The 23,997-nt window shown below is 71.4% G+C and carries 22 protein-coding genes; 9 read left to right on the forward strand and 13 right to left on the reverse strand.

The window, feature by feature from the left end; genetic code table 11:
- Positions 1 to 4: 4 nt before the first annotated feature.
- The 7 genes from moeZ to ABZ893_RS30215 form a co-directional block, all read right to left on the reverse strand.
- Positions 5 to 1,183, reverse strand: a complete 1,179-nt coding sequence (gene moeZ, locus ABZ893_RS30185) for an adenylyltransferase/sulfurtransferase MoeZ (protein WP_361409961.1) — start codon at positions 1,181 to 1,183, stop codon at positions 5 to 7.
- A gap of 63 nt (positions 1,184 to 1,246) precedes the next feature.
- On the reverse strand, positions 1,247 to 1,996 hold the full coding sequence (locus tag ABZ893_RS30190) for a spherulation-specific family 4 protein (protein WP_361409964.1): 750 nt from the start codon (positions 1,994 to 1,996) through the stop codon (positions 1,247 to 1,249).
- On the reverse strand, positions 1,984 to 2,943 hold the full coding sequence (locus ABZ893_RS30195; RefSeq protein WP_361409967.1) for an NAD-dependent epimerase/dehydratase family protein: 960 nt from the start codon (positions 2,941 to 2,943) through the stop codon (positions 1,984 to 1,986). The genes ABZ893_RS30190 and ABZ893_RS30195 overlap by 13 nt, the downstream gene beginning before the upstream one ends.
- Before the next feature lie 214 nt (positions 2,944 to 3,157).
- Entirely contained in the window at positions 3,158 to 4,594 is a 1,437-nt protein-coding gene (locus ABZ893_RS30200; RefSeq protein ID WP_361409970.1) for a hypothetical protein, read from the reverse strand.
- A gap of 368 nt (positions 4,595 to 4,962) precedes the next feature.
- Positions 4,963 to 6,876, reverse strand: a complete 1,914-nt coding sequence (locus ABZ893_RS30205; protein WP_361410213.1) for a DUF3492 domain-containing protein — start codon at positions 6,874 to 6,876, stop codon at positions 4,963 to 4,965.
- Positions 6,877 to 7,096: 220 nt separating this feature from the next.
- Positions 7,097 to 8,344 (reverse strand): DUF3152 domain-containing protein, encoded by a 1,248-nt coding sequence (locus ABZ893_RS30210; protein ID WP_361409973.1) that lies wholly within the window; start codon positions 8,342 to 8,344, stop codon positions 7,097 to 7,099.
- A 535-nt stretch (positions 8,345 to 8,879) separates the two neighbouring features.
- Positions 8,880 to 9,971, reverse strand: a complete 1,092-nt coding sequence (locus ABZ893_RS30215) for an alpha/beta hydrolase (RefSeq protein ID WP_361409976.1) — start codon at positions 9,969 to 9,971, stop codon at positions 8,880 to 8,882.
- 234 nt (positions 9,972 to 10,205) lie between these two features.
- Between ABZ893_RS30215 and ABZ893_RS30220 the strand changes: the two genes are divergently transcribed.
- From ABZ893_RS30220 to ABZ893_RS30235, 4 genes are all read left to right on the forward strand, one after another.
- On the forward strand, positions 10,206 to 10,424 hold the full coding sequence (locus ABZ893_RS30220; protein ID WP_361409979.1) for a hypothetical protein: 219 nt from the start codon (positions 10,206 to 10,208) through the stop codon (positions 10,422 to 10,424).
- 145 nt (positions 10,425 to 10,569) lie between these two features.
- Positions 10,570 to 11,211, forward strand: coding sequence for a TetR/AcrR family transcriptional regulator (locus ABZ893_RS30225; protein ID WP_361409982.1), 642 nt, complete (start codon positions 10,570 to 10,572; stop codon positions 11,209 to 11,211).
- Positions 11,212 to 11,355: 144 nt separating this feature from the next.
- Complete coding sequence (locus tag ABZ893_RS30230; RefSeq protein ID WP_361409985.1) at positions 11,356 to 11,583, forward strand: DUF3107 domain-containing protein; 228 nt, start codon at positions 11,356 to 11,358, stop codon at positions 11,581 to 11,583.
- Positions 11,584 to 11,794: 211 nt separating this feature from the next.
- Positions 11,795 to 12,061, forward strand: coding sequence for a hypothetical protein (locus ABZ893_RS30235; RefSeq protein ID WP_361409988.1), 267 nt, complete (start codon positions 11,795 to 11,797; stop codon positions 12,059 to 12,061).
- Between the two features lie 57 nt (positions 12,062 to 12,118).
- Here ABZ893_RS30235 and ABZ893_RS30240 read toward each other — a convergent pair whose 3' ends face one another.
- On the reverse strand, positions 12,119 to 12,853 hold the full coding sequence (locus ABZ893_RS30240) for a ferritin-like fold-containing protein (RefSeq protein WP_361409991.1): 735 nt from the start codon (positions 12,851 to 12,853) through the stop codon (positions 12,119 to 12,121).
- A gap of 532 nt (positions 12,854 to 13,385) precedes the next feature.
- On the opposite strand from ABZ893_RS30240, the gene ABZ893_RS30245 reads away from it, so the two are divergent.
- Together ABZ893_RS30245 and ABZ893_RS30250 are read left to right on the forward strand one after the other, a co-directional pair.
- A complete protein-coding gene (locus ABZ893_RS30245; protein WP_361409994.1) occupies positions 13,386 to 15,512 on the forward strand; it encodes a DEAD/DEAH box helicase in 2,127 nt (708 codons plus the stop codon).
- A gap of 107 nt (positions 15,513 to 15,619) precedes the next feature.
- Entirely contained in the window at positions 15,620 to 16,492 is an 873-nt protein-coding gene (locus tag ABZ893_RS30250; RefSeq protein WP_361409997.1) for an alpha/beta hydrolase, read from the forward strand.
- A gap of 6 nt (positions 16,493 to 16,498) precedes the next feature.
- Here the strand turns inward: ABZ893_RS30250 and ABZ893_RS30255 are convergent, their stop codons facing one another.
- Positions 16,499 to 17,401 carry an NYN domain-containing protein gene (locus ABZ893_RS30255; RefSeq protein WP_361410000.1) on the reverse strand — a complete coding sequence of 301 codons (903 nt, stop codon included), beginning with the start codon at positions 17,399 to 17,401 and terminating at the stop codon, positions 16,499 to 16,501.
- A gap of 196 nt (positions 17,402 to 17,597) precedes the next feature.
- Between ABZ893_RS30255 and ABZ893_RS30260 the strand changes: the two genes are divergently transcribed.
- A complete protein-coding gene (locus tag ABZ893_RS30260) occupies positions 17,598 to 17,750 on the forward strand; it encodes a hypothetical protein (RefSeq protein WP_361410003.1) in 153 nt (50 codons plus the stop codon).
- A 127-nt stretch (positions 17,751 to 17,877) separates the two neighbouring features.
- On the opposite strand, the gene ABZ893_RS30265 is transcribed toward ABZ893_RS30260, so the two are convergent.
- From ABZ893_RS30265 to ABZ893_RS30275, 3 genes are all read right to left on the reverse strand, one after another.
- Positions 17,878 to 18,483, reverse strand: a complete 606-nt coding sequence (locus ABZ893_RS30265) for a MarC family protein (RefSeq protein WP_361410006.1) — start codon at positions 18,481 to 18,483, stop codon at positions 17,878 to 17,880.
- A gap of 153 nt (positions 18,484 to 18,636) precedes the next feature.
- Positions 18,637 to 19,500, reverse strand: coding sequence for a PHP domain-containing protein (locus ABZ893_RS30270; protein ID WP_361410008.1), 864 nt, complete (start codon positions 19,498 to 19,500; stop codon positions 18,637 to 18,639).
- Between the two features lie 183 nt (positions 19,501 to 19,683).
- Positions 19,684 to 20,322, reverse strand: coding sequence for a DUF6758 family protein (locus ABZ893_RS30275; RefSeq protein ID WP_361410011.1), 639 nt, complete (start codon positions 20,320 to 20,322; stop codon positions 19,684 to 19,686).
- 170 nt (positions 20,323 to 20,492) lie between these two features.
- On the opposite strand from ABZ893_RS30275, the gene ABZ893_RS30280 reads away from it, so the two are divergent.
- Positions 20,493 to 21,752, forward strand: coding sequence for an MFS transporter (locus ABZ893_RS30280; RefSeq protein WP_361410014.1), 1,260 nt, complete (start codon positions 20,493 to 20,495; stop codon positions 21,750 to 21,752).
- Positions 21,753 to 21,771: 19 nt separating this feature from the next.
- Here the strand turns inward: ABZ893_RS30280 and ABZ893_RS30285 are convergent, their stop codons facing one another.
- Positions 21,772 to 22,374: a suppressor of fused domain protein gene (locus tag ABZ893_RS30285; protein WP_361410016.1), complete on the reverse strand. Its 603-nt coding sequence runs from the start codon at positions 22,372 to 22,374 to the stop codon at positions 21,772 to 21,774.
- Positions 22,375 to 22,852: 478 nt separating this feature from the next.
- Here ABZ893_RS30285 and ABZ893_RS30290 point away from each other — a divergent pair, with 478 nt between their 5' ends.
- Entirely contained in the window at positions 22,853 to 23,974 is a 1,122-nt protein-coding gene (locus tag ABZ893_RS30290) for a magnesium and cobalt transport protein CorA (RefSeq protein ID WP_361410019.1), read from the forward strand.
- Positions 23,975 to 23,997: the final 23 nt, after the last annotated feature.

The raw sequence follows: 23,997 nt of genomic DNA on the forward strand, positions 1-23,997 counted from the left end.
CGGTCTAGTAGACCGGCTTCTCGGGCTCGATCTGGTTGACCCAGCCGATCACGCCGCCGCCGACGTGCACGGCGTCGGAGAAGCCCGCGGCCTTCAGGACCGCGAGGACTTCCGCACTGCGGACACCCGTCTTGCAGTGCAAGACGATCTTCTTGTCCTGCGGGAGGCTCTCCAGGGCGGTGCCCATGAGGAACTCGTTCTTCGGGATCAGCGTGGCGCCCGGGATCGAGACGATCTCGAACTCGTTCGGCTCGCGGACGTCGATGATCTCGATGTTCTCGCCGTCGTCGATCCACTCCTTGAGCTGCTTGGGAGTGATCGTCGAGCCGGCCGCCGCCTCCTGGGCCTCCTCGGACACGACGCCGCAGAAGGCCTCGTAGTCGATGAGCTCGGTGACGGTCGGGTTCGGGCCGCAGACCGCGCAGTTGGGGTCCTTGCGGACCTTGACCTGGCGGTACTGCATCTCCAGGGCGTCGTAGATCATCAGGCGGCCGACGAGCGGCTCACCGATGCCGGCGAGGAGCTTGATGGCCTCGTTGACCTGGATGGAGCCGATGGACGCGCAGAGCACGCCCAGGACGCCGCCCTCGGCGCAGGAGGGGACCATGCCGGGCGGCGGGGGCTCCGGGTAGAGGCAGCGGTAGCACGGGCCGTGCTCGGACCAGAAGACCGACGCCTGGCCGTCGAACCGGTAGATCGATCCCCACACGTACGGCTTGTTGAGCAGCACGCACGCGTCGTTGACCAGGTAGCGGGTCGCGAAGTTGTCCGTGCCGTCGACGATCAGGTCGTACTGGCTGAAGATGTCCATCACGTTGTCGGCCTCGAGCCGCTCTTCGTGGAGGATCACGTTCACGTACGGGTTGATGCCGAGGACGGAGTCCTTCGCGGACTCGGCCTTGGAGCGGCCGATGTCGGCCTGGCTGTGGATGATCTGGCGCTGGAGGTTCGACTCGTCGACCTCGTCGAACTCGACGATGCCGAGCGTGCCCACGCCGGCCGCGGCCAGGTACATGAGCGCGGGCGAGCCGAGGCCGCCGGCGCCCACGGCGAGCACCTTGGCGTTCTTCAGCCGCTTCTGCCCATCCATCCCGACATCGGGAATGATCAGGTGGCGGGAGTACCTGCGGACCTCGTCTACGGTGAGCTCAGCAGCTGGCTCTACCAGGGGTGGCAGCGACACGGGGGCTCCGTTGATCGTCTATTCGGAACAGTGGTTCTTGCAGTAACACTGCCACGCCCTTCTTCATTCCGAGACACCCGTTCCGACCCGCGAGACGATTTCGTCCCAGTAGCCGGGCATGGCCTCCCAGGGGTCGGCGGCGCCTCCACGGTCCGTGCGGTCGGTGAAGTAGATGGTGCCCGCGCCCTGCCAGCGGGCGATGCGGAGCGCTTCGTCGAGGTGCCCGCGCGGGACGCCGTGCACGAAGTGGCAGAAGCGATCCGGGGGATAGTCGGCGGTCCATTCGGCGACCTGGGCCCAGCGGTAGTCGCTCCACGCCCCGGAGAAGGTCACGAGCTGGTCGGCGGTCTCCGCGTAACCCGGGTAGGGGTGGGTGCCGTGGCCGAGGACGATGTGAGCGTCCTCACGCAGGGCGCGCAGCGTGGTCACGATGCGGCGCACCTCGGGGAGAGCGGCCCGCTCGGTGGGACAGCGGTCCAGCGAGAACCCGTCGACGCGGTACCAGTCGAGGTACCGGTGGGCGTCCGAGACGACCTCCCCGAAGGAGCGGGCTCCGTAGGTGAGGTCGAGGTGGCCGAGGACCCGCACGCCCTGGTTGCGCAGCCTGCCGGAGGCCTCGAGGCAGTGCGGGTCGGGGCGGGCGCCGGGACCGCCCGCGACGTTGAGGACGACCCAGTGCAAGGGGGTCCCGGGGCGGGTGAGTTCGGCCCATTCGACGGGGGCCATCAAGGGGTGGGCGTAGCCGGGGATGCCGAAGCCGAGCCGGGTGTCGGTGCTCGCGGCGCCCAAGAGGGTGGGGGTCAGATACGACATGCCGCCTCCATCCAGATGTCGGCGAGTGATTCCTCGAGGTTGATGCGGGGGCGCCAGCCGAGCCGGTCGCGCGCGGTGCGCACGTCGGCCTGCTGCCAGCTGCCGCAGCCGTCGGGGTACGGGTACGCGGCGGGCGCCGCGTGGTCGGGGTCGGAGCGGGGGTGGCCGAGCACGCTGCGCACGGGGCCGCCGGGTGAGTCGAGTTCGTGCAGGGCGCCGCCGAAGCCGGCGACGCGGGCGAGCACGGAGGCCGCGTCCCGCAGCCGGACGGCACGTCCCGAGCCGATGTTGATGACGCCCTGCGCGGCGGAGAGCGAGGCCGCGTGCACGGCGCGGGCCACGTCGCGTACGTCGATGAAGTCGCGCTGGGCGCCGAGTCCGCCGAGTTTGAGCTCGCCGTCGCCGGACTGCATGGCGCGGCGCATGGCCTCGGCGAGGCGGCCGAGCGGTGAGCCGGCGGGGGTGCCGGGTCCGGCGGGTGAGAAGACGCGCAGGACGACGGCGTCGAGTCCGGAGCCGAGGACGAGTTCGGTCGCGGCGAGCTTGCTCACGCCGTACGGTCCGCCGGGCCTCGGCACGGCGTCCTCGGCGGTGGAGGAGCCGGGCTGCGAGGGCCCGTACTCGGCGCCGCAGCCGATCTGGACGAGCCGCGCTCCGCAGCCGCTGCGCCGCAGTGCCTCGCAGACGGTGGCGACGGCGACGGTGTTGTGGCGGGTGAGGTCGCGGGCGCCGCCTCGGGTGGCTCCGGCGCAGTTGATGACGACTCCGGGGTGGACCGCGTCGAGGAAGCGGGTGAGCGCGCCGGGACTGCCGGTGGCGAGGTCGAACCGTACGTCGGCGTCGTCGCCGCGGCCGAGCGCGGTGAGCTGGACGGCCGGGTCGGCGAGGAGGCGGTCGGCGACGAAGCGGCCGAGGTATCCGTTGGCTCCGATCAGCAGCACCCTCATCGAACGCCTCCCTGGGTGAGCGTTCCGAGTTCTCCGGGAAGTCCCGGGCGCCCGGGGTGTCCGGATGGTCCGGGGCCTCCGGGGGGAGGGGTGGTCATCTCGCGTTCTCCTTCGGGGTGTTGCCGTGGGTCTTGGACGAGCCCGCGGTGTCGGCCCCGCGGGAGGTGGGCGGCCGGTCCGGCCGCTTCGTGTGGTCGTCGGGCTTCGTGCGCGGTCACTGCGTGGCGTCCGTGGGCGCGTGGGCGGAGGCCCTGGTGAGGTTGCGGGCCGCGTGGACGAGCAGGGCGAGCGCGGCGACACCGCAGGTGAGGCCGGGTACGGCGCCGGGCCCCCAGGCCTGGACGGCGGTCTCGACGGGTACGGCGAGGAAGCCGCAGCCGGGGAGGCGGCCGGCGAACACGGTGGCCAGGGCGAGGACTTCGGCCGCAGCGGCGGCTCCGAGGACGACGGCGGGCGCGTGCGTGCGGCCGTGCGCCGTGAGGAGGCGGGCGAGCAGCAGGAGCGCGCCGAGCGTCCCGGCTCCCGCGTACGCGGCGCTCTGGCCGAGTACCGCGCCCGCCACCGCGATGAGGGTGCACAGCGCGCCCACGAACAGTACGAAGACGGCGAGCAGCAGGGGGCGGACGGAGGCGGCGAACTCTTCGAGGCCCCGGCTGGAGGCGAGCCTGCGCCGGGCCGCCGCGCTGAAGAGGCGTGCGCACCAGGCGGCGGGGGCGACGGCGAACGCGAGGGCGAGGAAGGGTGCCGTGGCGGGCGCCCAGGCTCCGTCGGGTCCTCCGGCGATGGCCGCGTTCAGGAGTCCGTCGCCGAGGAGCGCGTAGGCGAGGAGCCAGCAGGTCCAGACGCGGGTGGCGGGTGCGGTGCGGGCGGTGGCGTGCAGCGGGCCCCGGCTCAGGGCGACGCGGAGCGCGACGGAGACGGCGAGTGCGCCGCCGGCCCCGATCGCGAGCCACAGCTTTCCGTCGGTGAAGCGCAGGCCCACGAGGGTGAGCGCGCACACGATGCCAGGCAGCAGCGCGAGGGCGGCCCAGACGGGACGCCGGCCGCTGGGCTCGTCGGTGGCCGCGCGTGACGCTTCCGGTTCGGCTTCCGTGTCACGGGGCACGCGCGCGTACATCTCCTCGGCGAGCGAGAAGACGTCACGGTGCCGGAAGCGGGCGGCGGTCCGGTCGGTGACGCCGTGCGCCTCAAGGCCGGCGGCGATCTCCAGGGCGTCGATGGCCCGCTCGCACAGGTCCCGGTGTCGGTGCATCAGGGCTTTGACGGGGTCGACGCCGGTACGGCGACGGGTTCCGGCGGAGGCGTCTTCGGGCGTTTTGGCGGGGCCCGTGGCGGCGCCGGGCGGGCCGGGGTTGCCGGGCCGGGTGGGCTCGTCGGGCCGAGTGAGTTCGACGGGCCGGCCGGCCTGGTCGGTCTCGCTTTGGCCGTCGTCGTCGCCGTCCCGGTCAGTGAGATGAGTGACCGGAATGTGGGCGGACGCGTCGGGCCGCGCGGCGCCGGTGGACGCTGAGGCGGCGCGCCAGGCCGCTAGTTCGTCCAGCAGCGCCTCGTCCAGGGCCTCGTCGACCGCATCTGGGGCGAACCCGTCAGCGGCGGAATCCCCTCCCGGCTCCCCTACGGGCTCCGGCTTCAACTCCCCCGGCGGATCCAACGGTCCCGGTTCCGAAGCCCCCAGCGCCCGCTGAGACCCCGCGCCCCACGCGTCCGCCCCACCCGGCACCCTCGGCGCATCAAACCCGAACCCCGAACCGAGCCCCGAGCCAAGCTCGGAGTCCAGCCCCGAGCCAAGCCCCGAACCAAACCCGGAGTCCAACCCCGAACCGAGCCCCGAACCGAACCCGGAGTCCAACCCCGAACCCAACCCGGAGCCCGCCCCCGAGCCAAACCCGGAGCCCAACTCCGAACCGCCCCCCGACCTGAACCCGGAACCGAACCCCGAGCCGAACTCAAGCCCAAGATCCGCCCCCTCGGCGACGTCGAGGCCGAGCCCCGCGCCCCCACCGTCCAACTCCTGACTGTTCACGCGTCCCCTTCCCCACCGGGAATGACCCCGGCCATCTGCTCCCTCTCACTGGAATCCCGCTCCCCCTGCTCACCGGCCGGCCGCTCCCCAGCAACCGCACCAGCACGTGCTCCAACCGCCGCCGCCCCGTCGGCCCAGCTCGGCACCCCTACGGAGGAACCCCGATGCCCGGCCGGCCACGTGGCGAAGCCACCGCCCAAACCCGCACCGCCACGCGCACCACCACCCACACCGCCGACCCCACCCCCGTCTCCGTCCGCCGACGACTCCCCCGCGGACGCCGTCCAGCGCCCCGGCACATGCGCCTCCGCCGGATTGGCGAAGGGCAGCGGCTCCCCCGACTCGTCCACGGCCTCGCGGCGGACGGGGCAGTGCGAAATGATCTCCAGGTAAATGCCGTGAAATGCCGTGATGTTCTGCTCGACGGTGAACAGTTCGAGCGCCCGCGCCCGTGCGGCGGCACCGAGGCGTTCACGGCGCTGCGGGTCACGCAGCAGCGCCACGCACGCGTCGGCGAGCGCCCGCGGATTGCGCGGCGGCACCACAAGCCCCGTACCGCCGATGACCTCGACGACCGCGCCCGCGTCCGTGGAGACCGTGGCTCGACCGCAGAACATCGCCTCGACGAGGCTGATGGGGAACCCTTCGACGACGCTCGACAGGACGACGACGCTCCCGGAGCCGTACGCGGCCGCGAGGTCGGGTGCCTCGGGACCACCGATCTCCTCGAAGGAGACGGGGTTGTCGCCCATGGAGTGGGCGCCGTCCGCCTCGTCGGGGAAGAGCTGGGCGGCCAGCGCCTTGCACTGGGCGAGGTAAGCCGCCGCCTCGGGCCCTTCGGCGGGTGCCCCGACGAGGCGCAGCCGGGACTTGGGCTCCTCCTTGCGGATCTCCGCGAACGCGTGCAGCAGGGAGATGAGGTCCTTGGCGGGTTCGATGCGGCCGACCCAGACGAGGGCGCCGGGCTCCCCCGGCTCCTCGCGCTCGCCGATCTCGGCGAAGCGGGAGGCCTCCATGCCGGGGTGGACGGTGCGCAGCTTCGCGCGGTCGGCGCCGCATCGCTCCTGCCAGCGTCGCGCGTGCGTGTTTCCGGGGGTGATGACGGCGGCCTGCCGGTACGTCTCGGCGGCGAGCCGGCCGTGGAAGGCGGCGAGCATCGCCCTTACGGGGGCGCTCAGTTCGGCGTCGCCGGCCGCGATGTAGTGGGCCCGCAGCTGTACGCCGTACTCCGTGACCAGGAGGGGGACGTCGGAGAAGTGGTGGGCGACGAGTCCGGGCAGGGCGGCGGGGCCGCCGGACGTGGCGTGGCACAAATCGACCGAGGCGAGGCCGTCGTCGCCGTACCAGTCGAGGGAGAGCGGGCGCAGGATGCGCTCGATGTGGCCGGCGACGGCGAGGAGGTCGGGGACACGGGCGGCGCGGGCCGCGCGCAGGGCGCCGGGGGCGCGGCAGGCGCGCTCCAGCGTGCGCACGGCGGATTCGGAGCGCAGGGCGCCGACGAGTCCGCCTTCGTCGCGGGCGAGTTCGGCGAGGGCGTAGAGGGCGTTGCCGAAACGGTCCGCCTCGGCGCCTGCGGACGCGGCGGGAAGGGATCCGGAGCCGGTGGCGTCCGGGAGGGCACCCGTGCAGACGGCGGCCGCCAGCTCCCCGTACGCGTCGGCGAAGCGTCGCCTGGCCCGGCGGCCGTAGCCGATGCCGTCGTCCTCGGCGGTCCACAGCGGGGCGGTGCGCACCTGGCTGACCTGCGGCGGGAGTTCGATCCAGCCGTGTTCTTCCTGCTCAGGGCTGCGGCTGAGCGCGTAGAGGTCGAACTCGTGCTGCTCAAGCCCGCGCACGAGCCGGTCGCACCAGAGTCTGGCCTCACCGCTCACATACGGATAGCCACCCTCCGTAAGCAGTCCGATGCGCACGAGTACACCCCCGATCTCCCGCATGAGGAGCCGCCGTCTTCCCGGTGGCTCAGCGGGACGAACGTATGCGGACATGCCGGTGGCGTGATGGACGGTTGTCCATCACGCCACCAAAAGGGGTGAACGGCCGTAACTTTCCCGCACGGGTAGCGTTCTGTCGCGCTATGCGCCCATGCGATTACGGTGAGTCAAGCAGAGGCCAGCCCTGGAGCCGTGCGCCTCAACTCTCGGGAAACGCCCAGGCGTTGGGCTTGCAGGTGATTCCGTCCAGGGTCAGGAACTTGGTCTGCTGCTGCATGACGGGCGCCAGCTCGCCGCTCTTCGTACAGGTCACGTGGTTGTACCCGAGCCGGTGCCCGACCTCGTGATTGATGAGCATCTGCCGGTACAGATGCATCTTGTCGTCCCCGTACGTCGTCGATCCCTGCGCCCAGCGGTAGGCGTTGATCATGACGCGCTCCGTGGAAGCCGAGTCGCAGGAGACGTTGTCCTCGGTCGTGTCGAGCCCGGACTTGGCGCACCAGACGCCGGTGGTGCCGGGGCTGGCGAGCGTTATCACGAAGTCGGGCTCGCCCGAGGAGATCCGCTCGAAGGTCCGGGCGCCGTCGTGGGCCCAACTCCGGTCGTCGTTCAGGGTCTTCTGGACGGCCTGCGCGAAGAGTTCGCCGTCGAGACCGAGCCCGTTCTCGATGTCGACCCGGTAGCGGAACTTCCGCCCACCGCCCGGCGCCTTGTCGAATCCGGGCACCGCGGTGAACTCCCCTGACGCCTTGAGCGCGGGGGACAGCGGATACGCCTCGGCCATCTTCTGGTCGTACGTCAGCGGGGTGACGGCGCGGTCGTCGGACCGGGACGCGGACCCGGTCGTCGGGCGCCCGCCGGCGTCGGCGGCGGCCCGCGCGCGGGCGTCGGTCGCGGTTCCGCGGCCCTGGACAACGTGGCCCGCGACGACGACGGCGAGCACGGTGACTACGGCGGCCGCGGCGATCCCGGCGTAGGTACGCCCCTTGCGCCGCTTGCCGCCGGCCTCGGACTCGGTGGGTTCGGTGGGTTCGGCGGTCTCGGGAGCGTCGGCGTCCCAGTCGGTGACGTCGGCGTACACGTCGACGGTCGGACCGGCCGGGGCGAACGCGTCCACGTAGTCCTGCCGCGGTGCCGGTATCCCCGGCGCGGGCGCGAACCCGACACCCGTACGGGTCTCCCCGCGGGCACCCTCGAACTCCTCGGACTCCTCGGGGTGCCCACCGCGCACCTGCGGAACGCCATGGGCGGGCGTGCCCTGAGGGAAGCCGTGCGGCGGGGTCGCCTCCGGCGAGCGGTGGAGCGCGGTCGCGAGGGGGACACCACGGGGCGGGGTCGCCTGCGGGACACCACGGGCGGGCGTCGCCTGCGGGACGCCTCGCCGCGGGGTACCCCTAGGGGCTCCCTGAGGCGGAGTGGCCCGGGGGGCGCCTTGCGGCGGGGTCATGCCAGGGGTGCCATGAGGCGGTGTGCCATGGGGCGACCCCTGAAGCGGAGTCGCCCGGGGCGCACCCTGAGGCGGAGTCACGGGAGGAGTGCCCTGCGGCGGCGTGCCCTGAGGTGCCCCCTGGGGAAGCTTGGCCCGGGGCCCACCCTGAGGCGCAGCCGCACGAGGCGTACCCCCCGACCGAGTCACCCGCGGAAAACCATGCGCCGGAGTCGCCTGCGAGACGCCTCCCGGCGGACCCGCCACCGACGGACCGGCCGTCGGCGGCACAGCCGGAGCGTGCCCGGCCATGGGCGAAGCGTGACCGGCCATGGGCGAAGCGTGACCGGCTTCAGCCGCAGCGTGCCCGACTGCAACCGGCCCAAGGCCGCCCGTCGCCGACGGACGCCCCGCCACCCGCGAACCAGAAACGGAAGCCTCGTCAGCAGCGACCCGTCGCCGCCGTCCGCGACCCGGCGCACCGGACGCCTCGCCGCTCTCCTCGTCACTCGCCGTTGCCGTCGCCGTATCCGGCGACGCGTCCGGCCCCCGGCGGCTATGCCGTCCCACTCGCCGCCTCAGCTCCCCGCCCACTCGTCCCGTCGGCGTCCCCGGCCGAAGCCGACACGTCCCGCACGTCCTGTACGTCTCCCGCGCCCGCCGCGCCTTCCGCTGCCTCCGCCGCCGCGCTCTCCGCGTCCGCGAGAAGCTCACGCATCGCCGTGGCCACCGTCTCCGGGTACTCCATCATCGCCACGTGTCCCGCGTCCGGCAGGGTCAGGAGCCGTGACGAACGGAACGCCCGCGCGGCCCGCGCCGCCATCCGGTAGGACACGAGCTGGTCGCGTCCACCGTAGACGAGGAGCGTGGGCGCGAGGACACGTTCGGCCTGACGCCAGAGTCCGTGCTGGCCACCGAGGGTGTAGGCGTTGACGACACCGCGCGCCGAACGGGCCATCGCGTCCCAGAAATAAGGGAGTTGGACTCTCCGCTCCATCTCCTCGACGGCGGCGCGGAACCCCTCGGGGCTGACCTTGTTCGGGTCCCCGTAACAGAGCGCCATGACGCCGCGCACACGCTGCTCGGGGGTCCACTCCTTGGTGAGGCGAGTGAAGAGCGAGGCGATGCCGGGTACGGCGAGGAGCGCGGTCGGCACCGCCGTGCGCTGCACCCGGATCTCGGGCAGCGCGGGCGAGACGAGCGTGAGGGTGCGGACGAGGTCGGGCCGTACGGCGGCGACGCGGGTGGCGATCGCTCCGCCGAGCGAGTTGCCGATGAGGTGGACGGGGCCGCGGCCGGCCGCGTCGAGATAGCGGATGACGGCGCGGGCGTGCCCGGTCACCGAGTAGTTCCCGTCGTCCGGGGGCGGCGAGTCACCGAACCCCGGGAGGTCGATCGCCTCGCCGTCGACGACGTCCTCGAGGAGCGGCATCAGGGCGGACCAGTTCTGCGAGGAGCCGCCGAGGCCGTGCACGTAGAGCGCGGGGGGCAGTCCTTCTCGGGTGCCGGGCCGGGAACGGACGGTCAGCGTGAGCCCCGGCAGGCTCACCGACCCGAGCCGCTCGCCCTCCGCGACCCTGACGGAACCCGGCTCGGGCGCCACGGTCGCGCTGACGGCGGGGACACGCGGCGACTCGGTCGAAGACATGCGGATATGTTACGAGACGATCACGCACACGATCGTGTGTTCGCCATCACAAGCCGCACCGCGCGCCGCGTCGGATCACACCCCACGCCACCGCAGATCAGCTCGCAAGCCGTCACAGATAAGAACTCACCCGGTCACAGACCGCATCGCGCCCCTTTCGGGTGTCTCCTACGCTCGGATCAGGGCACCCGCCCACATGAGGACGCTCCAGGACGCATGAGGAAGGGAGCCGTCATGACGGTCGACCCATCCGACCCCGACACGTTCGAGGCGGAGAAGGATGACGCGGAGTTCAGTGTCGAGGCTCCCGAGGCGGACGCGGCCGAGCAGCTGACGGAGCTCGCCCCGCACCGCGACGACCCGCCCAGGGACGCGAACCCGGACACCGCGAACGAGGCGGACCGGGTCGAACAGGCCCGTGTCGTCGCCCTGGACGAGGACGACTATCGGTGACCTGCCCGTATTTGCCCGTATGCGGACGGTTTCCCTAGCTGTCCGGTCCGTGAAATTGTGCCTCCGCACCGCGCACACCACTGTTACCGAAAAGTACGATGGCGACGCGGCGCACACCGCACAACGGACGATTTTGGGAGGCGGCGTGACAGCCATCGAGCAGACAGAGGCAGCGCGCCCTCGGGGCACGCGCCTGCCGCGCCGTGCCAGACGCAATCAGCTCCTGGGCGCGGCGCAGGAGGTTTTTGTCGCGCAGGGCTACCACGCGGCGGCCATGGACGACATCGCGGAGCGCGCGGGCGTCAGCAAGCCGGTGCTCTACCAGCACTTCCCCGGCAAGCTCGACCTGTACCTGGCCCTGCTCGACCAGCACTGCGAGGCCCTGCTCCTGGCCGTGCGCGGGGCACTGGCCTCGACCTCCGACAACAAGCTGCGCGTCGCGGCCACGATGGACGCGTACTTCGCCTACGTGGAGGACGAGGGCGGCGCGTTCCGCCTGGTCTTCGAGTCGGACCTGACGAACGAGCCCGCGGTGCGCGAGCGCGTCGACCGCGTGAGCCTGCAGTGCGCGGAGGCGATCTCCGACGTGATCGCCGAGGACACCGGCCTCTCCAAGGAGGAGTCGATGCTGCTCGCCGTCGCGCTGGGCGGCGTATCGCAGGTCGTGGCGCGGTACTGGCTCTCCAGCGAGTCGACGATCCCGCGCGACGGAGCCGTACAGCTCCTGACGTCGCTGGCGTGGCGCGGCATCGCGGGCTTCCCGCTGCACGGCACCGAACAGCCCTGACGGCGGCCGCCGCTGCCGCCGTCCGCGCCGTGTTCGCTCCTGGCGTGCAGCGTGGACGCCGGGTACGTCCCCTCACCGGGCTAATGTGTGCTGGGTACGGCGCGGTCGTCCGCGCACATCACGGATCGTCGGAGGGACAAGGCCGTGGAGGTCAAGATCGGCGTGCAGCACACGCCTCGCGAGATCGTGCTGGAGAGCGGCCAGACCGCCGAGGAAGTCGAGAGCGCGGTGTCCGAGGCACTGTCCGGCAAGTCGCAGCTGCTGTCTCTCGTGGACGAACACGGCCGCAAGGTCCTGATTCCGGCCGAGCGCCTGGCGTACGTGGAGATCGGTGAGCCCGCGACGCGCAAGGTGGGCTTCGGCCCGCTGTAAAGCCTCGCTCCAAGGGGCGCGTGCAAGGTCTCGCCCCTTGGGGCCGCACAAAGAAGTCTCGCTCGAAGGGCCCGGTGGCATCAGCCGCCGGGCCCTTTCGCGTCGTCGCTCTCTTTATGCCACCCATACGGGGAGGGTTGTATTCCGCGGCCCGGGGGTAGACCGGCTAGGACCGATTTGCGCCACGGCCACGCGGGAGGGACCCCACCCAATGCTTCTGGAAGCGCTCGGCTCCGCCCTGTTCGGCCTCGCCCTCGGCATGGCCTCTGCCCGCACCCTGCCGCACCGGCTCCCGTCCCGGGCGCTCGTGCTGGCCACGGGCATCGCGGGCGCGCTCTTCGGGGCGTTCGTGACCCACAGCGCGCTGGGTTCCGGCCACTTTGTGGCCACCCTCACCGGAGCGGTCGTCATGAGTGTGGCGCTTCTGTCGCTGCTGATCCGCCCCTCAGCACAGGTCCGCCGGTCGGCAGCGGTCTGAAGGACCGTGACCGACCGGCGGTGAGAACCCGTAGGAACCGGTAGAACTGACCGCTCGTCAGGCGGCGAGCCCCAGCGCGGCCATCCGCTTCGTGTGCGCCTCGGTGATCCGGGAGAACATCCGCCCGACCTCCGCGAGGTCGAACCCGTCGGCCACGCCGCCCACGAGCATCGTCGACAGGGCGTCCCGGTCGGCGACGACCCGCTGCGACTGCGACAGGGCCTCGCCCATCAGACGCCGGGCCCACAGCGCGAGCCGTCCGCCCACGCGCGGCTCCGCCTCGATCGCGGCGCGCACCTTCTCCACGGCGAAGCTGGCGTGCCCCGTGTCGTCGAGCACCGCGAGCACGAGGGAGCGGGTGTCCGAGTCGAGGCGGGCGGCGACCTCACGGTAGAAGTCACTGGCGATCGAGTCGCCGACGTAGGCCTTGACCAGGCCCTCCAGCCAGTCCGACGGCGCGGTCTGGCGGTGGAAGCCGTCGAGCGCGGCGACGAACGGCTCCATCGCCTCGGTCGGCTCGACGCCGATCGCCGAGAGCCGGTCGCGCAGCTGCTCGAAGTGGTGGAACTCGGCGGAAGCCATCTTCGCGAGCTCGGCCTTGTCGGCGAGCGTCGGCGCCAGCTTCGCGTCCTCCGCGAGCCGCTCGAACGCGGCCAGCTCTCCGTAGGCGAGTGCGCCGAGCAGGTCCACGACCGCTGCACGGTAGTGGGGGTCGACGGATGCCTTCGCCCAGTCCTGGGCGGCGATTCCGGTGGGTTCGTCGGCTGCGGCGGCAGTGTCGGGCGTCTCCATAGGACCGCACAATAGCCCGCCGCCCCACCCCCTGAAGTTCCTGGTCAACGAGTGTGACAACGACTACGTGACGAATTCGGCCATCGCATATGCGCGATTCCGGGGTATGGTGGTAAAGAGCCCGCCGGGTACGGACTGTACTTTCGCGTATCTGTTTCTACGTCTTGTACGTCTGTACGTTCTCGACGGGCCTATGAATGAGGATGCCCGGTCGGTGGCCCGATCGGCTCCGACCCGACAGCCCTCCGGGCGGTGCGTCACACGGCGTACGGCACGAGGAGGGACCCTCAGCGGCACGAGCGCTCGAGCGTCGGCAGTGGTCCCGCGTCATCCGGCCCGCCGCCTCTGGCTGGCGACCGGCGATCCATCGGCACGGTCACGACCCCCGCGTTCGCCTCGCACCGCGTCTCACAGAAGAGGCAACACCCTGACTACGCAGCAGATTTCCACGTTCCGTGACCTCGGCATCCTGCCCGAGACCGCCGAAGCCCTCGAGGCCGTCGGCATCGTCAACCCCTTCCCCATCCAGGAGATGACGCTCCCCGTAGCGCTCTCCGGCACCGACGTCATCGGCCAGGCCAAGACCGGCACCGGCAAGACGCTCGGATTCGGGCTTCCGCTCCTCGAGCGCGTCACCGTCCCCGCGGACGTCGAGGCGGGCCGGGCCAAGCCCGACGACCTGACCGACGCCCCGCAGGCGCTCGTCGTCGTCCCCACCCGTGAGCTGTGCCAGCAGGTCACGAACGACCTGCTCACCGCCGGCAAGGTGCGCAATGTGCGCGTCCTCGCCATATACGGCGGCCGTGCGTACGAGCCGCAGGTCGAGGCCCTCAAGAAGGGCATCGACGTCGTCGTCGGCACCCCGGGCCGCCTGCTCGACCTCGCGGGCCAGAAGAAGCTCAACCTGAAGCACGTGAAGTCCCTCGTCCTCGACGAGGCCGACGAGATGCTCGACCTGGGCTTCCTGCCCGACGTCGAGAAGATCATCAACATGCTTCCGGCCAAGCGCCAGACCATGCTGTTCTCCGCGACGATGCCGGGCGCCGTCATCGGCCTCGCCCGTCGCTACATGTCGCAGCCGACGCACATCCGCGCCACGTCCCCCGACGGCGAGGGCGCCACGGTCGCGAACATCTCGCAGCACGTCTACCGCGCGCACAACATGGACAAGCCGGAGATGGTCTCGCGCATCCTGCAGGCCGACGGCCGCGGGCTCGCGATGATCTTCTGCCGTACGAAGCGCACCGCCGCCGACATCGCCGACCAGCTCCAGAAGCGCGGTTTCGCCTCCGGCGCGGTCCACGGTGACCTCGGCCAGGGCGCGCGCGAGCAGGCCCTGCGGGCGTTCCGCAACGGCAAGGTGGACGTGCTCGTCTGCACCGACGTCGCCGCGCGCGGTATCGACGTCGAGGGCGTCACGCACGTCATCAACTACCAGTCCCCCGAGGACGAGAAGACGTACCTGCACCGCATCGGCCGCACCGGCCGCGCGGGCGCCTCGGGTACGGCGATCACGCTGGTCGACTGGGACGACATCCCGCGCTGGCAGCTGATCAACAAGGCGCTCGACCTGAAGTTCCCGGACCCGGTCGAGACGTACTCGTCGTCGCCGCACCTCTACGAGGAGCTGAGCATCCCGGTCGGCACGAAGGGCGTGCTCCCGCGCTCCGAGCGCACCCGGGCCGGCCTTGCCGCCGAAGAGGTCGAGGACCTCGGCGAGACCGGTGGGCGTGGCGGACGCGGCGGCCGTGCCGGCCGTTCGGCCGCTCCGGCTCCGGCTCCGATCCAGGAGCGCGAGCCGCGTGCGGCCCGTACGACGCCGCGTCGCCGCCGCCGTATCCGTAACGGCGAGCCGGTGGCCGCGCCGACGGCGAACGAGCCGAAGACGGTGCCCGCACCGGCCGCCGAGGCCGCGGACTCCGCGGTGGTGGAGCCGCGTACGCCGCGTCGCCGTCGCCGTACCCGTGGGGGCGCCGCGCCGGAGGCCGTCGTCGAGACCGCCGCCGTCGTGACGGCCGAGGCGGTCGCCGACACGGTCGAGGCCGCCGAGCCCGTCGTGGAGACCAAGCCGAAGCGCACGCGTAAGGCCGCCGCTCCCAAGGCCGCCGCCGTCGAGGAGGTCGCCGAGACCGCCGAGGCGACGGTGCCGAGGCCGCGCCGCCGGACCCGTAAGGCCGCGGAGAAGGTCGTCGAGACCGCTGCGGTGGTCGAGACCGTCGAGGCCGCTGCGGTCGCCGAGGTCGTGGAGACCAAGCCGAAGCGGACCCGCAAGGCCGCGCCCAAGGCTGAGGCCGTGGTCGACACGGTCGAGGCGACCGAGGTCGTCGCGGAGGCCAAGCCGAAGCGCACGCGTAAGGCTGCCGCTCCCAAGGTGACCGCTGAGGTCGTCGCCGAGGAGGCCGAGGTCAAGCCGAAGCGCACCCGCACCCGCAAGGTCGCGGAGAAGGCCGTCGAGACCGCCGAGGTCACGGAGGCCGAGGCGAAGCCGAAGCGCACGCGCAAGGCCGCCGCTCCCAAGGCCGCCGCCGAGACCGCGGACGCCGAGGTCAAGCCGAAGCGCACCCGTAAGGCCGCCGCCCCCAAGGTGACCGCCGACGCCGCTGAGGCCAAGCCGAAGCGGACCCGCACCCGCAAGGTCGCGGAGCCGACGGAGAGCTGAGCAGGACCGGTGAACGGCCCGGCCCCCGCGAGAGCGGGGGCCGGGCCGTTTCCGTGCGTGGACGCCGCCGGAATGACCCGCGCCGGCACTGCCGTTAGCCTCGTCGCATGAGCCGGCCTCCCTCGTTCGTCCCGCCTCCCGGCGCCGTCGCGCACGTCCTGAGCACCGCGCGGGGTGACTTCGCCGCCATCAGTGCCGGTCCGCAGGGCGCCGAGCACACCGGCACCGCGCTCCTGCTGCCCGGCTTCACCGGCAGCAAGGAGGACTTCATCGCCCTGCACGAGCCACTCGCCGCCGCCGGATACCGGACGGTGGCCGTGGACGGCCGTGGCCAGTACGAGTCGAAGGGGCCGCTCGACGACGAACTCCCTTACGCACAGCGGGAGTTGGCGCGGGACGTGCTGGCGCAGGCAGCCGCCGTGGACGACGGTACGCCGCTGCATCTGGTGGGGCACTCGCTCGGCGGGCAGATCGCGCGGGCCGCCGTTCTGATCGACGCGACGCCGTTCGCCTCGCTCACCCTGATGTCGTCCGGCCCCGCGCAGATCTCGCCGTCGCAGCAGGAGCGCGTCAAGCTGCTGCGGGACGCTCTCGCCGTGCTCGACATGGCGCAGGTGTGGGAGGCGATGCGGGCACTGGACGCACCCGAAGACACCGACATCCCGGGCCCGGACGACTCCGACGCCCTGCGGCACCGCTGGCTGCTCAACAGCCCGGCCCAGCTCATCGCGACCGGCCGCCAGCTGTGCACGGAACCCGACCTCGTCGACGAACTGACGGCGGTCCGGCTGCCCAAGCACGTGCTGTCGGGCGAGCGGGACGACACCTGGCCGGTGCAGCTCCTGGACTCCATGTCCGTACGCCTCGCGGCCCGCAGGACCGTCATCACCGGCGCCGAACACTCCCCCAACACGGACCGCCCCAAGGAGACGGCGGCGGCCCTGGCCGGGTTCTGGGACCTGCACCCACCAGTGATCTAGGGGCCGCTAGTACTGCGACTGGAGATGGCTCCAGAAGCCGTCCCGCAGGGCTCGCCGCAGATCGGACTGGCCGCGCAGCGAGTACTGGAGCAGCCCCTCCGCCTCGACGAGGAGGTCCTGGTCGACCGGCCCCGGGAGATACGGGTGTCCCGGGAGCAGCCCGACCAGGGACTCCCGGCCCCGCGCGGCCAGCCACTTCGCGGCGACCTGGGCGCCGACGAAGCGCACGTCCTCGCGCGAGGGGCGGGGCGTGCTCGCGTTCTCGAAGGCCGGGGCGGTGGCGCGCCGGGACACGTAGGGCTTGAAGAAGGACAGGTCGAAGGTGCGCTGGCTGTCGACCTCCCAGAGCAGCGGTTCCGCCTGGTTGCGGCCTTCGGGGGCCTCGATGCCCCACAGGTGGACGCGCGCGCCGTACCCCTGCGCGGCCTCGACCGCGGAGACCAGGTCCTCGTCCCCGCCGATGAGCGCCGCGTCGCTGATGGCGCGGTGCCGGGCGAGCGATTCCAGGTCCGAGCGGATCAGGGAGTCGACGCCCTTCTGCTGGTTGTTGGCGTTGAGGTTGCCGAGCCTGACCTTGACGTCGGGCAGCTCGGCGATCGACTGCTGCTCGTTCGTGTGGATACGGCGCCGGGCGCCGTCGTACCAGTAGACGCGCAGCAGGCGGCTGTCCGCGAAGATCGTGCGGGCCCGGTCGATGAGCGCGTCGACGATCCCTTCGGCGTCCAGGTCGAAGGACCTGCGGTCCTCGGTCCCGGCGACGAGGCGGCCGGCCGCGGCGTAGAGGTATCCGGCGTCCACGAAGATCGCGTGGGTGGACGGCGTCTTGGCCACTTCGGCGAGCACGCGCTGGAGCAGCTCGTTCGTCCGGCCGAGTTCCGCGCGGATGGCCGTCAGGTCGTCATCGTTCATAGACGACCTATTGTTCCGGCCGTCACGCTGCGAGTACAACCGCTCCCGCTACCCGCGGGTAATTAGACGATCGAAAAATTTCCTTAGCGTAGGGAATGTTTGCTGGGGGCAACTCGTTGGACCCTACAGACGCGCGGCGAAGCAGCCGTGCCAGTAGTTCTCCTCCGGAGGATGACCAGACGAAGGGAGAAGCCAGATGCGCTTCGAAATCATGCGACTCGACGACGTCGACGGAATCGCCGTGGACAGCACCGTCGTGGATGCCGCTTCCGCCACCAGGATGGTTCAGCAGGCGGCCTCCATCGGCCAGCGCCTCTACATCCGCCCGGTCGAAGCCCCGGCCTCGTAACGCGATGACGACTCCCCCGCAGTACCGATGTAGCACCGCCGCTGCATTGACGTAGTCACTTCACACGCTTGAGAGCCCCCGTACGCACGATGCGTACGGGGGCTCTCTCGCGTCGGCGGGCCGGGCTTCAGGAGCCCTGGATCACCCGGGTCACGCCGTTGATGATCTGCTGCACGGCGATGGCCGAGAGCATCATGCCCGCGAGGCGGGTCACCAGGACGACGCCACCGTCCTTGATCACGCGGATGATCAGCAGCGAGTAGCGCATCACGAGCCACAGGACGATGTGGATGGCGATGATCGCCGACCAGACCGCCACCTTCGTCGGGACGCTGTCCGCCTTCTGCACGGCGAGGATGACGGACACGATCGCGCCGGGGCCCGCGAGCAGCGGCATACCGAGCGGCACGAGCGCGACGTTCACGTCCTTGGTCTGCTTCGGCTCGTCGGTCTTGCCGGTGAGCAGGTCGAGCGCGATGAGCAGGAGCAGCAGACCGCCCGCGATCATCAGCGCGGGGACGGAGACGTGCAGGTAGTCGAGGATCTGGTGGCCGAGGAGCCCGAAGACCGCGATGACGCCGAACGCGACGCAGACGGCCTGGAACGCCATCCGCTTCTGCGTCTTGGCGGGCCGGCCCGCGGTGAGCCCGAGGAAGATCGGGGTGATCCCAGGAGGATCCATGATCACGAAAAGGGTGAGGAACAGGGATCCGAAGACAGCGAAATCAAACACGGGGTCGCCTTGTGAGTGGGGTCCGCGGGATCGCCCGGGACACGACGAGCGTGGGTGTGCGGTGCGTGGGTGTGCGGTACGCCGGCGCGGTGGGTGTGGGCCCGCACCGGGCAGTACAGGAGGCGGCCGGTCGGATCGCGACGGGCCGCCGGGTCACGCGGTGGTTCCGCCCGCGCCCGGCACGGGGAACGCCCCGGTGGCCCGGCGCGTGATCTCCCCGTAGACGTCGGGGTCGGTGGTGAACTCGCCGAGGACGCAGGTCTTCCGGCTGCCGTGGTAGTCGGAGGAGCCCGTGACGAGGAGGCCGAGGTCGTCGGCGAGGCCGTGCAGGCGCGTGCGCGTGGCGGGGTCGTGGTCCATGTGGTCGGCCTCGATGCCGTCGAGTCCGGCGGCGGCGAGCTGCGCGATGGCGGACTCGGGCACGACCTGGCCGCGCTTGACGGCGGCCGGGTGCGCGAAGACGGTGACCCCGCCCGCGGCCTTGACCAGGCGGATCGCATCGAAGGGGTCGAGCTCGTGCTTGGGGACGTAGGCGCGTCCGCCGTCGGCGAGCCAGTCGGGCGTGAAGGCGTCGGAGACCGTCTCGACGACGCCGAGCTCGATGAGGGCCTCCGCGACGTGCGGGCGGCCGACGGAGCCGTCACCGGCGATGCGGGCGACCTGCTCCCAGGTCACGGGGACGCCGAGCTCCTGGAGCTTGGTGACCATGCCCCGCGCGCGCGGCACCCGGTCGTCGCGGACGAGCTCGCGCTCGCGCAGGAGGTCGGGCTCGTCGGGGTCGAAGAGGTAGGCCAGCATGTGCAGGCTGATGCCGTCGAGGCGGCAGGAGAGTTCGGCGCCGGTGACCAACGTGAGTCCGGCGGGCAGGGCGGCGATGGCTTCCGCGTGCCCGCGGGTGGTCTCGTGGTCGGTGAGCGCGACGACGTCGAGTCCGGCGGCGGCCGCGTTACGGACCAGCTCGGCCGGGGTGTCCGTGCCGTCGGAGGCGGTGGAGTGGGTGTGCAGATCGATGCGCACGCTCGTACTCCAGGCTCTGACCAAGCGGAAGGGGACGTTCAAGGATAACGGGATCCGAGACACCCCTGGAACCCCTGTTCGTCACGCCTCCGTCAGGCCGGAAGCCACCCCTCCGCGAGGCCAGAAGCCGCCTCTCCCTCAGGCCGGAAGCCACCGCTCCCTCGGGCCCCGCCCAGGCCTCGCTCACGCCAGAATGCGCGGCGACAGCGCTCCGCAGGGCAGCAGGTCGGTCTCCGCGCCCGCGTCCCGCAGGTCGGTCAGTATCAGCTCGTCGTACAGGAGAAGCCCCGCCTTCTCGGGCCACGCGATGGCCCACACCCACAGGCCGCGCGCCTCGCCCGCGAAGACCGCGCGGTCGTCGGGGGTGCCGGTGACGTGCCACATCGGGGTCGGCCGGCCGGCGGCGAGGACCTTGCCCTGGGGCGGCTTCTCGACGCTCATGTACGGGCCGGGGTCGGGACCCTCGATGCCCGCGTAACGGGCGCCGAGGCCGACGCCGAGTTCCTCCGCCACGATCAGCAGCTCGCCCATGCCGCCGAGCGGTCCCGGGCCCGAGCAGGCCACCGCCGTGGCCCGGCCGCCCGTGCGGGAGTCACCCGCGCTGGCCACGCCCGTGAACAGCCAGCCGACCGGCAGCGGCCACGGCATCCACACCGGCACCTGGGCACGACGTACCACGACGTCGAGGGCCTCGACACTGGGCGGGATCACGGGCTGCAGCGGATGCACCGTCCCGTGCACGCCGCATTGCCAGGCGTCGGAGAAGAGTCCGGGAGCCCTGACCCGGCCACCACACTTCGGGCAACTGGGTTCGCCCCTCATAAGGACCAACGGTCCTCCCCGTCACCCTGACAGTCAAGGACGATCACCCGTCCGGGGGCTTGATCTCGTGCCGCTCCCACCAGGAAAGATAGATGTAACTTGCATTTATTAGCTGACCTAACTTATTATGTGTATACAGCAACGATCTTCCGCAAAGGTGAGGAACCGGCATGAGCAACCACGGCAGTACAGGAGGTCCCGCCGAGGGGGACACGTTCGACGCGGGGGCGACCAGCCTGCTGCGTCAGCCGAAGGCGGTCTGGGCGACCGCCGGGGCATCCGTCGTCGCCTTCATGGGCATCGGTCTCGTCGACCCGATCCTGCCGTCGATCGCGCAGGGCCTGAAGGCCACCCCGAGCCAGGTCTCCCTGCTCTTCACCTCGTACTTCCTGATCACCGCCGTCGCGATGCTCGTCACCGGATTCGTCTCCAGCCGCATCGGCGGCAAGAAGACGCTGCTCGCGGGGCTCGCGCTCGTCGTGGTGTTCGCCGCGCTCGCCGGTACGTCCGGCTCCGTCGGTGAGCTGGTCGGCTTCCGCGCCGGCTGGGGCCTCGGCAACGCGCTGTTCGTCTCGACGGCCCTCGCCGTCATCGTCGGCGCCGCGGCCGGCGGCTCGGCCGCCGCGATCCTGCTCTACGAGTCGGCGCTCGGCCTCGGCATGGCCTGCGGCCCGCTGGTCGGCGCGCTGCTCGGCAACGCGAGCTGGCGCTACCCGTTCTTCGGCACCGCCGCCCTGATGGCGATCGGCTTCCTCTGCATCACGGCGTTCCTGAAGGAACAGCCGAAGCCCGCGAAGAAGACATCGATCCTCGACCCGATCAAGGCGCTCGGCCACGGCGGGCTCGCGTCGGCCGCCGTCTCGGCCTTCTTCTACAACTACACGTTCTTTACGATCCTGGCCTTCACCCCGTTCGTGCTGAACATGACCCCGTACAAGTCCGGCGGCGTCTTCTTCGCCTGGGGTGTGCTGCTCGCGCTGTTCTCGGTGATCGTCGCCCCGCGGATGCAGGCCCGCTTCGGCTCGCTCAAGGTGCTCGGCGGCTCGCTGGTCCTGCTCGCCGTGGACGTGCTCGTGCTCGGGTACGGCAGCCACACCGCGGCCATCGTCTGCACGATCCTGTCGGGCGCGTTCATCGGCGTGAACAACACCGTCTACACGGAGCTCGCGCTCGGCGTCTCGGACGCCCCGCGTCCGGTGGCCTCCGCCGGCTACAACTTCGTCCGCTGGTTCGCGGCCGCGGCGGCCCCGTTCCTCGCGCCGAAGATCGAGGAGTGGAGCAACATCCACATCCCGTTCGTGGTCGCCGCCGTCACCGCCGTGCTCGGCGCCGGGGTGGTCTGGGTCCGCCGGAACGCGCTCAGCCACGAGGCCGAGGAGCTGGAGCCCCGGCACGCGACCGAGGACTCCGTCTCCGTCTTCGCCAACTGACGGCCGAACCAACCGGAACTCAGTCCAGGGACACGGGCCTGCGCAGCGGATCGCGCAGGTCCGTTCCGCTGTTCAGCCACTTCTCCTCGAGGGCGGCCGCGCCGTGCACGCGCTTCCACGCCGCCTCGTTCTGCGTCATCGGCAGCAGCGGCAGGAACCGTACGGGGTCCAGCGGATCGTCCAGTTCCAGGTCCTCGACGAGGCCGCCGGAGGCCGTGACGAGCACCGAGGTGAACGGGGCGCCGGGCCACAGGGGCTCCCCCACGTCGAGCGAGGCACCCGGGGCCACGACGACACCCTCGACCTGCGGAGTGGCGGCGAGCACGGCGAGCGGGCGCAGCACCTTGTCGGTGTCGGCGCGGCCGGCGCGCACCGTCAGGACGAGTTCCGCGCGAGGGCCCTTGAGCGGGTCGGCGAGCGCGGACGTCGGGTCGGCCATGGGGGCCGCGGACATCCCGAGGGTCGCGTATCTGACGACGGCGCCGTTCTCGTCGTCCGCCGCGCTCGTGAAGCGCAGCACCTCGATGCGGTCGGTGCCGAGGAACGTGACCGCGGCGCGCGCGTCCGGTTCACCGAGGGCCGTACGGAGCCGGGCCTCTACCAGAGCAAGAACATCTCCCATGCGGTGAGCATAGAACTCGCATGTAATGGGTAAAGGCGGGGCTTGGTTCTTCAGTCGGCTGATAGTCTTGGCCGCTGGTCGGGGCAGCACGCCGAGCGTCGCCTTCGAGCCCCTGACCAATGACCTGCATACATCCCCAGCGAGGGATGACGTCGTCCCTCACGGGGGACCGGCCGGAGGAGGTGGGGCTGCAATGGACCGAAGTCGATCGTGCAGTACCACCCGCTCTTCCGGCCTCTGAGCCGCACTTTTCCGGCTTTTCGCGCAGGCCTCCAAGGTGTCCGCGCACCACGGAAGAGCACTTCGTTTCCGCCTGATCTCAATCAGTAGCGAAGCCGCCGCCGTGCTGTGCCGGTGCGGTGCTCCCCGCTTTGTGGACGTGGACGCGCAATCAGGATCCACCGTCAGGACGTCCTCATTCCGGGCAGTGCCGACCCGATCGGCCGCAGGCGGCTCCCGCCCGCGAAGGAGCCTGCCCATGTCCATGATCCGTGACCTGCGTGCCGCCGTCCGCCCCGCCCCGCGCCAGAACGTCACCACGCCCGCCGTCGGCCCGTACGACACCACCCGCGACCCGTCGACGCCCACGGCCGTCGTCGACTGCGCCGTCTACCGCGACGGCCGGCGCCTGCGTGACGAGGACTGCCTGACGCCCGGCGGTGCCATCCGCAAGGCGCGCCGCGACGGCGGCTTCGCCTGGATCGGCCTGCACGAGCCGACCGAGTCCGAATTCGCAGGTATCGCGGCCGAGTTCGGGCTCCACCCGCTCGCCGTCGAGGACGCCGTCCACGCCCACCAGCGCCCCAAGCTGGAGCGTTACGACGACACCCTGTTCACGGTCTTCAAGACCATCCACTACGTGGAGCACGCCGAACTCACCGACACCAGCGAGGTCGTGGAGACCGGTGAGGTCATGTGCTTCACGGGCCGGGACTTCTTCATCACCGTCCGGCACGGCGGGCAGGGGTCGCTGCGGGCGCTGCGGCACCGGCTCCAGGACGACCCCGAGCTGCTGGCCAAGGGCCCGTCGGCCGTGCTGCACGCCATCGCGGACCACGTCGTGGACGGCTATCTCGCCGTGGCGGACGCGATGCAGGACGACATCGACGAGGTCGAGACGGACGTCTTCTCGCAGACCGGCAAGGGCTCACCGCGCGGCATCGACGCGGGGCGGATCTACCAGCTCAAGCGCGAGGTGCTGGAGTTCAAGCGGGCGGTGGCGCCGCTCCAGCGGCCCATGCAGCTCCTGAGCGAGCGGCCGATGCGGCTGGTCGACCCGGACATCCAGAAGTACTTCCGGGACGTGGCCGACCACCTCGCGCGCGTGCAGGAGCAGGTCGTCGGCTTCGACGAACTGCTCAACTCCATCCTCCAGGCCAACCTCGCGCAGGCGTCCGTCGCGCAGAACGAGGACATGCGCAAGATCACGTCCTGGGCGGCGATCATCGCCGTACCGACGATGGTGTGCGGTGTGTACGGCATGAACTTCAAGCACATGCCGGAGCTGCGCTGGCGGTACGGCTATCCGCTGGTGCTGGTCGTCACCGTGGGCGCGTGCTTCGCGATCCACCGCATCCTGAAGCGGAACGGCTGGCTCTGAACGGCCCGGATACGCTTGCGCAC

The sequence above is a fragment of the Streptomyces sp. NPDC046821 genome, assembly GCF_040645335.1.
GTDB lineage: Bacteria > Actinomycetota > Actinomycetes > Streptomycetales > Streptomycetaceae > Streptomyces.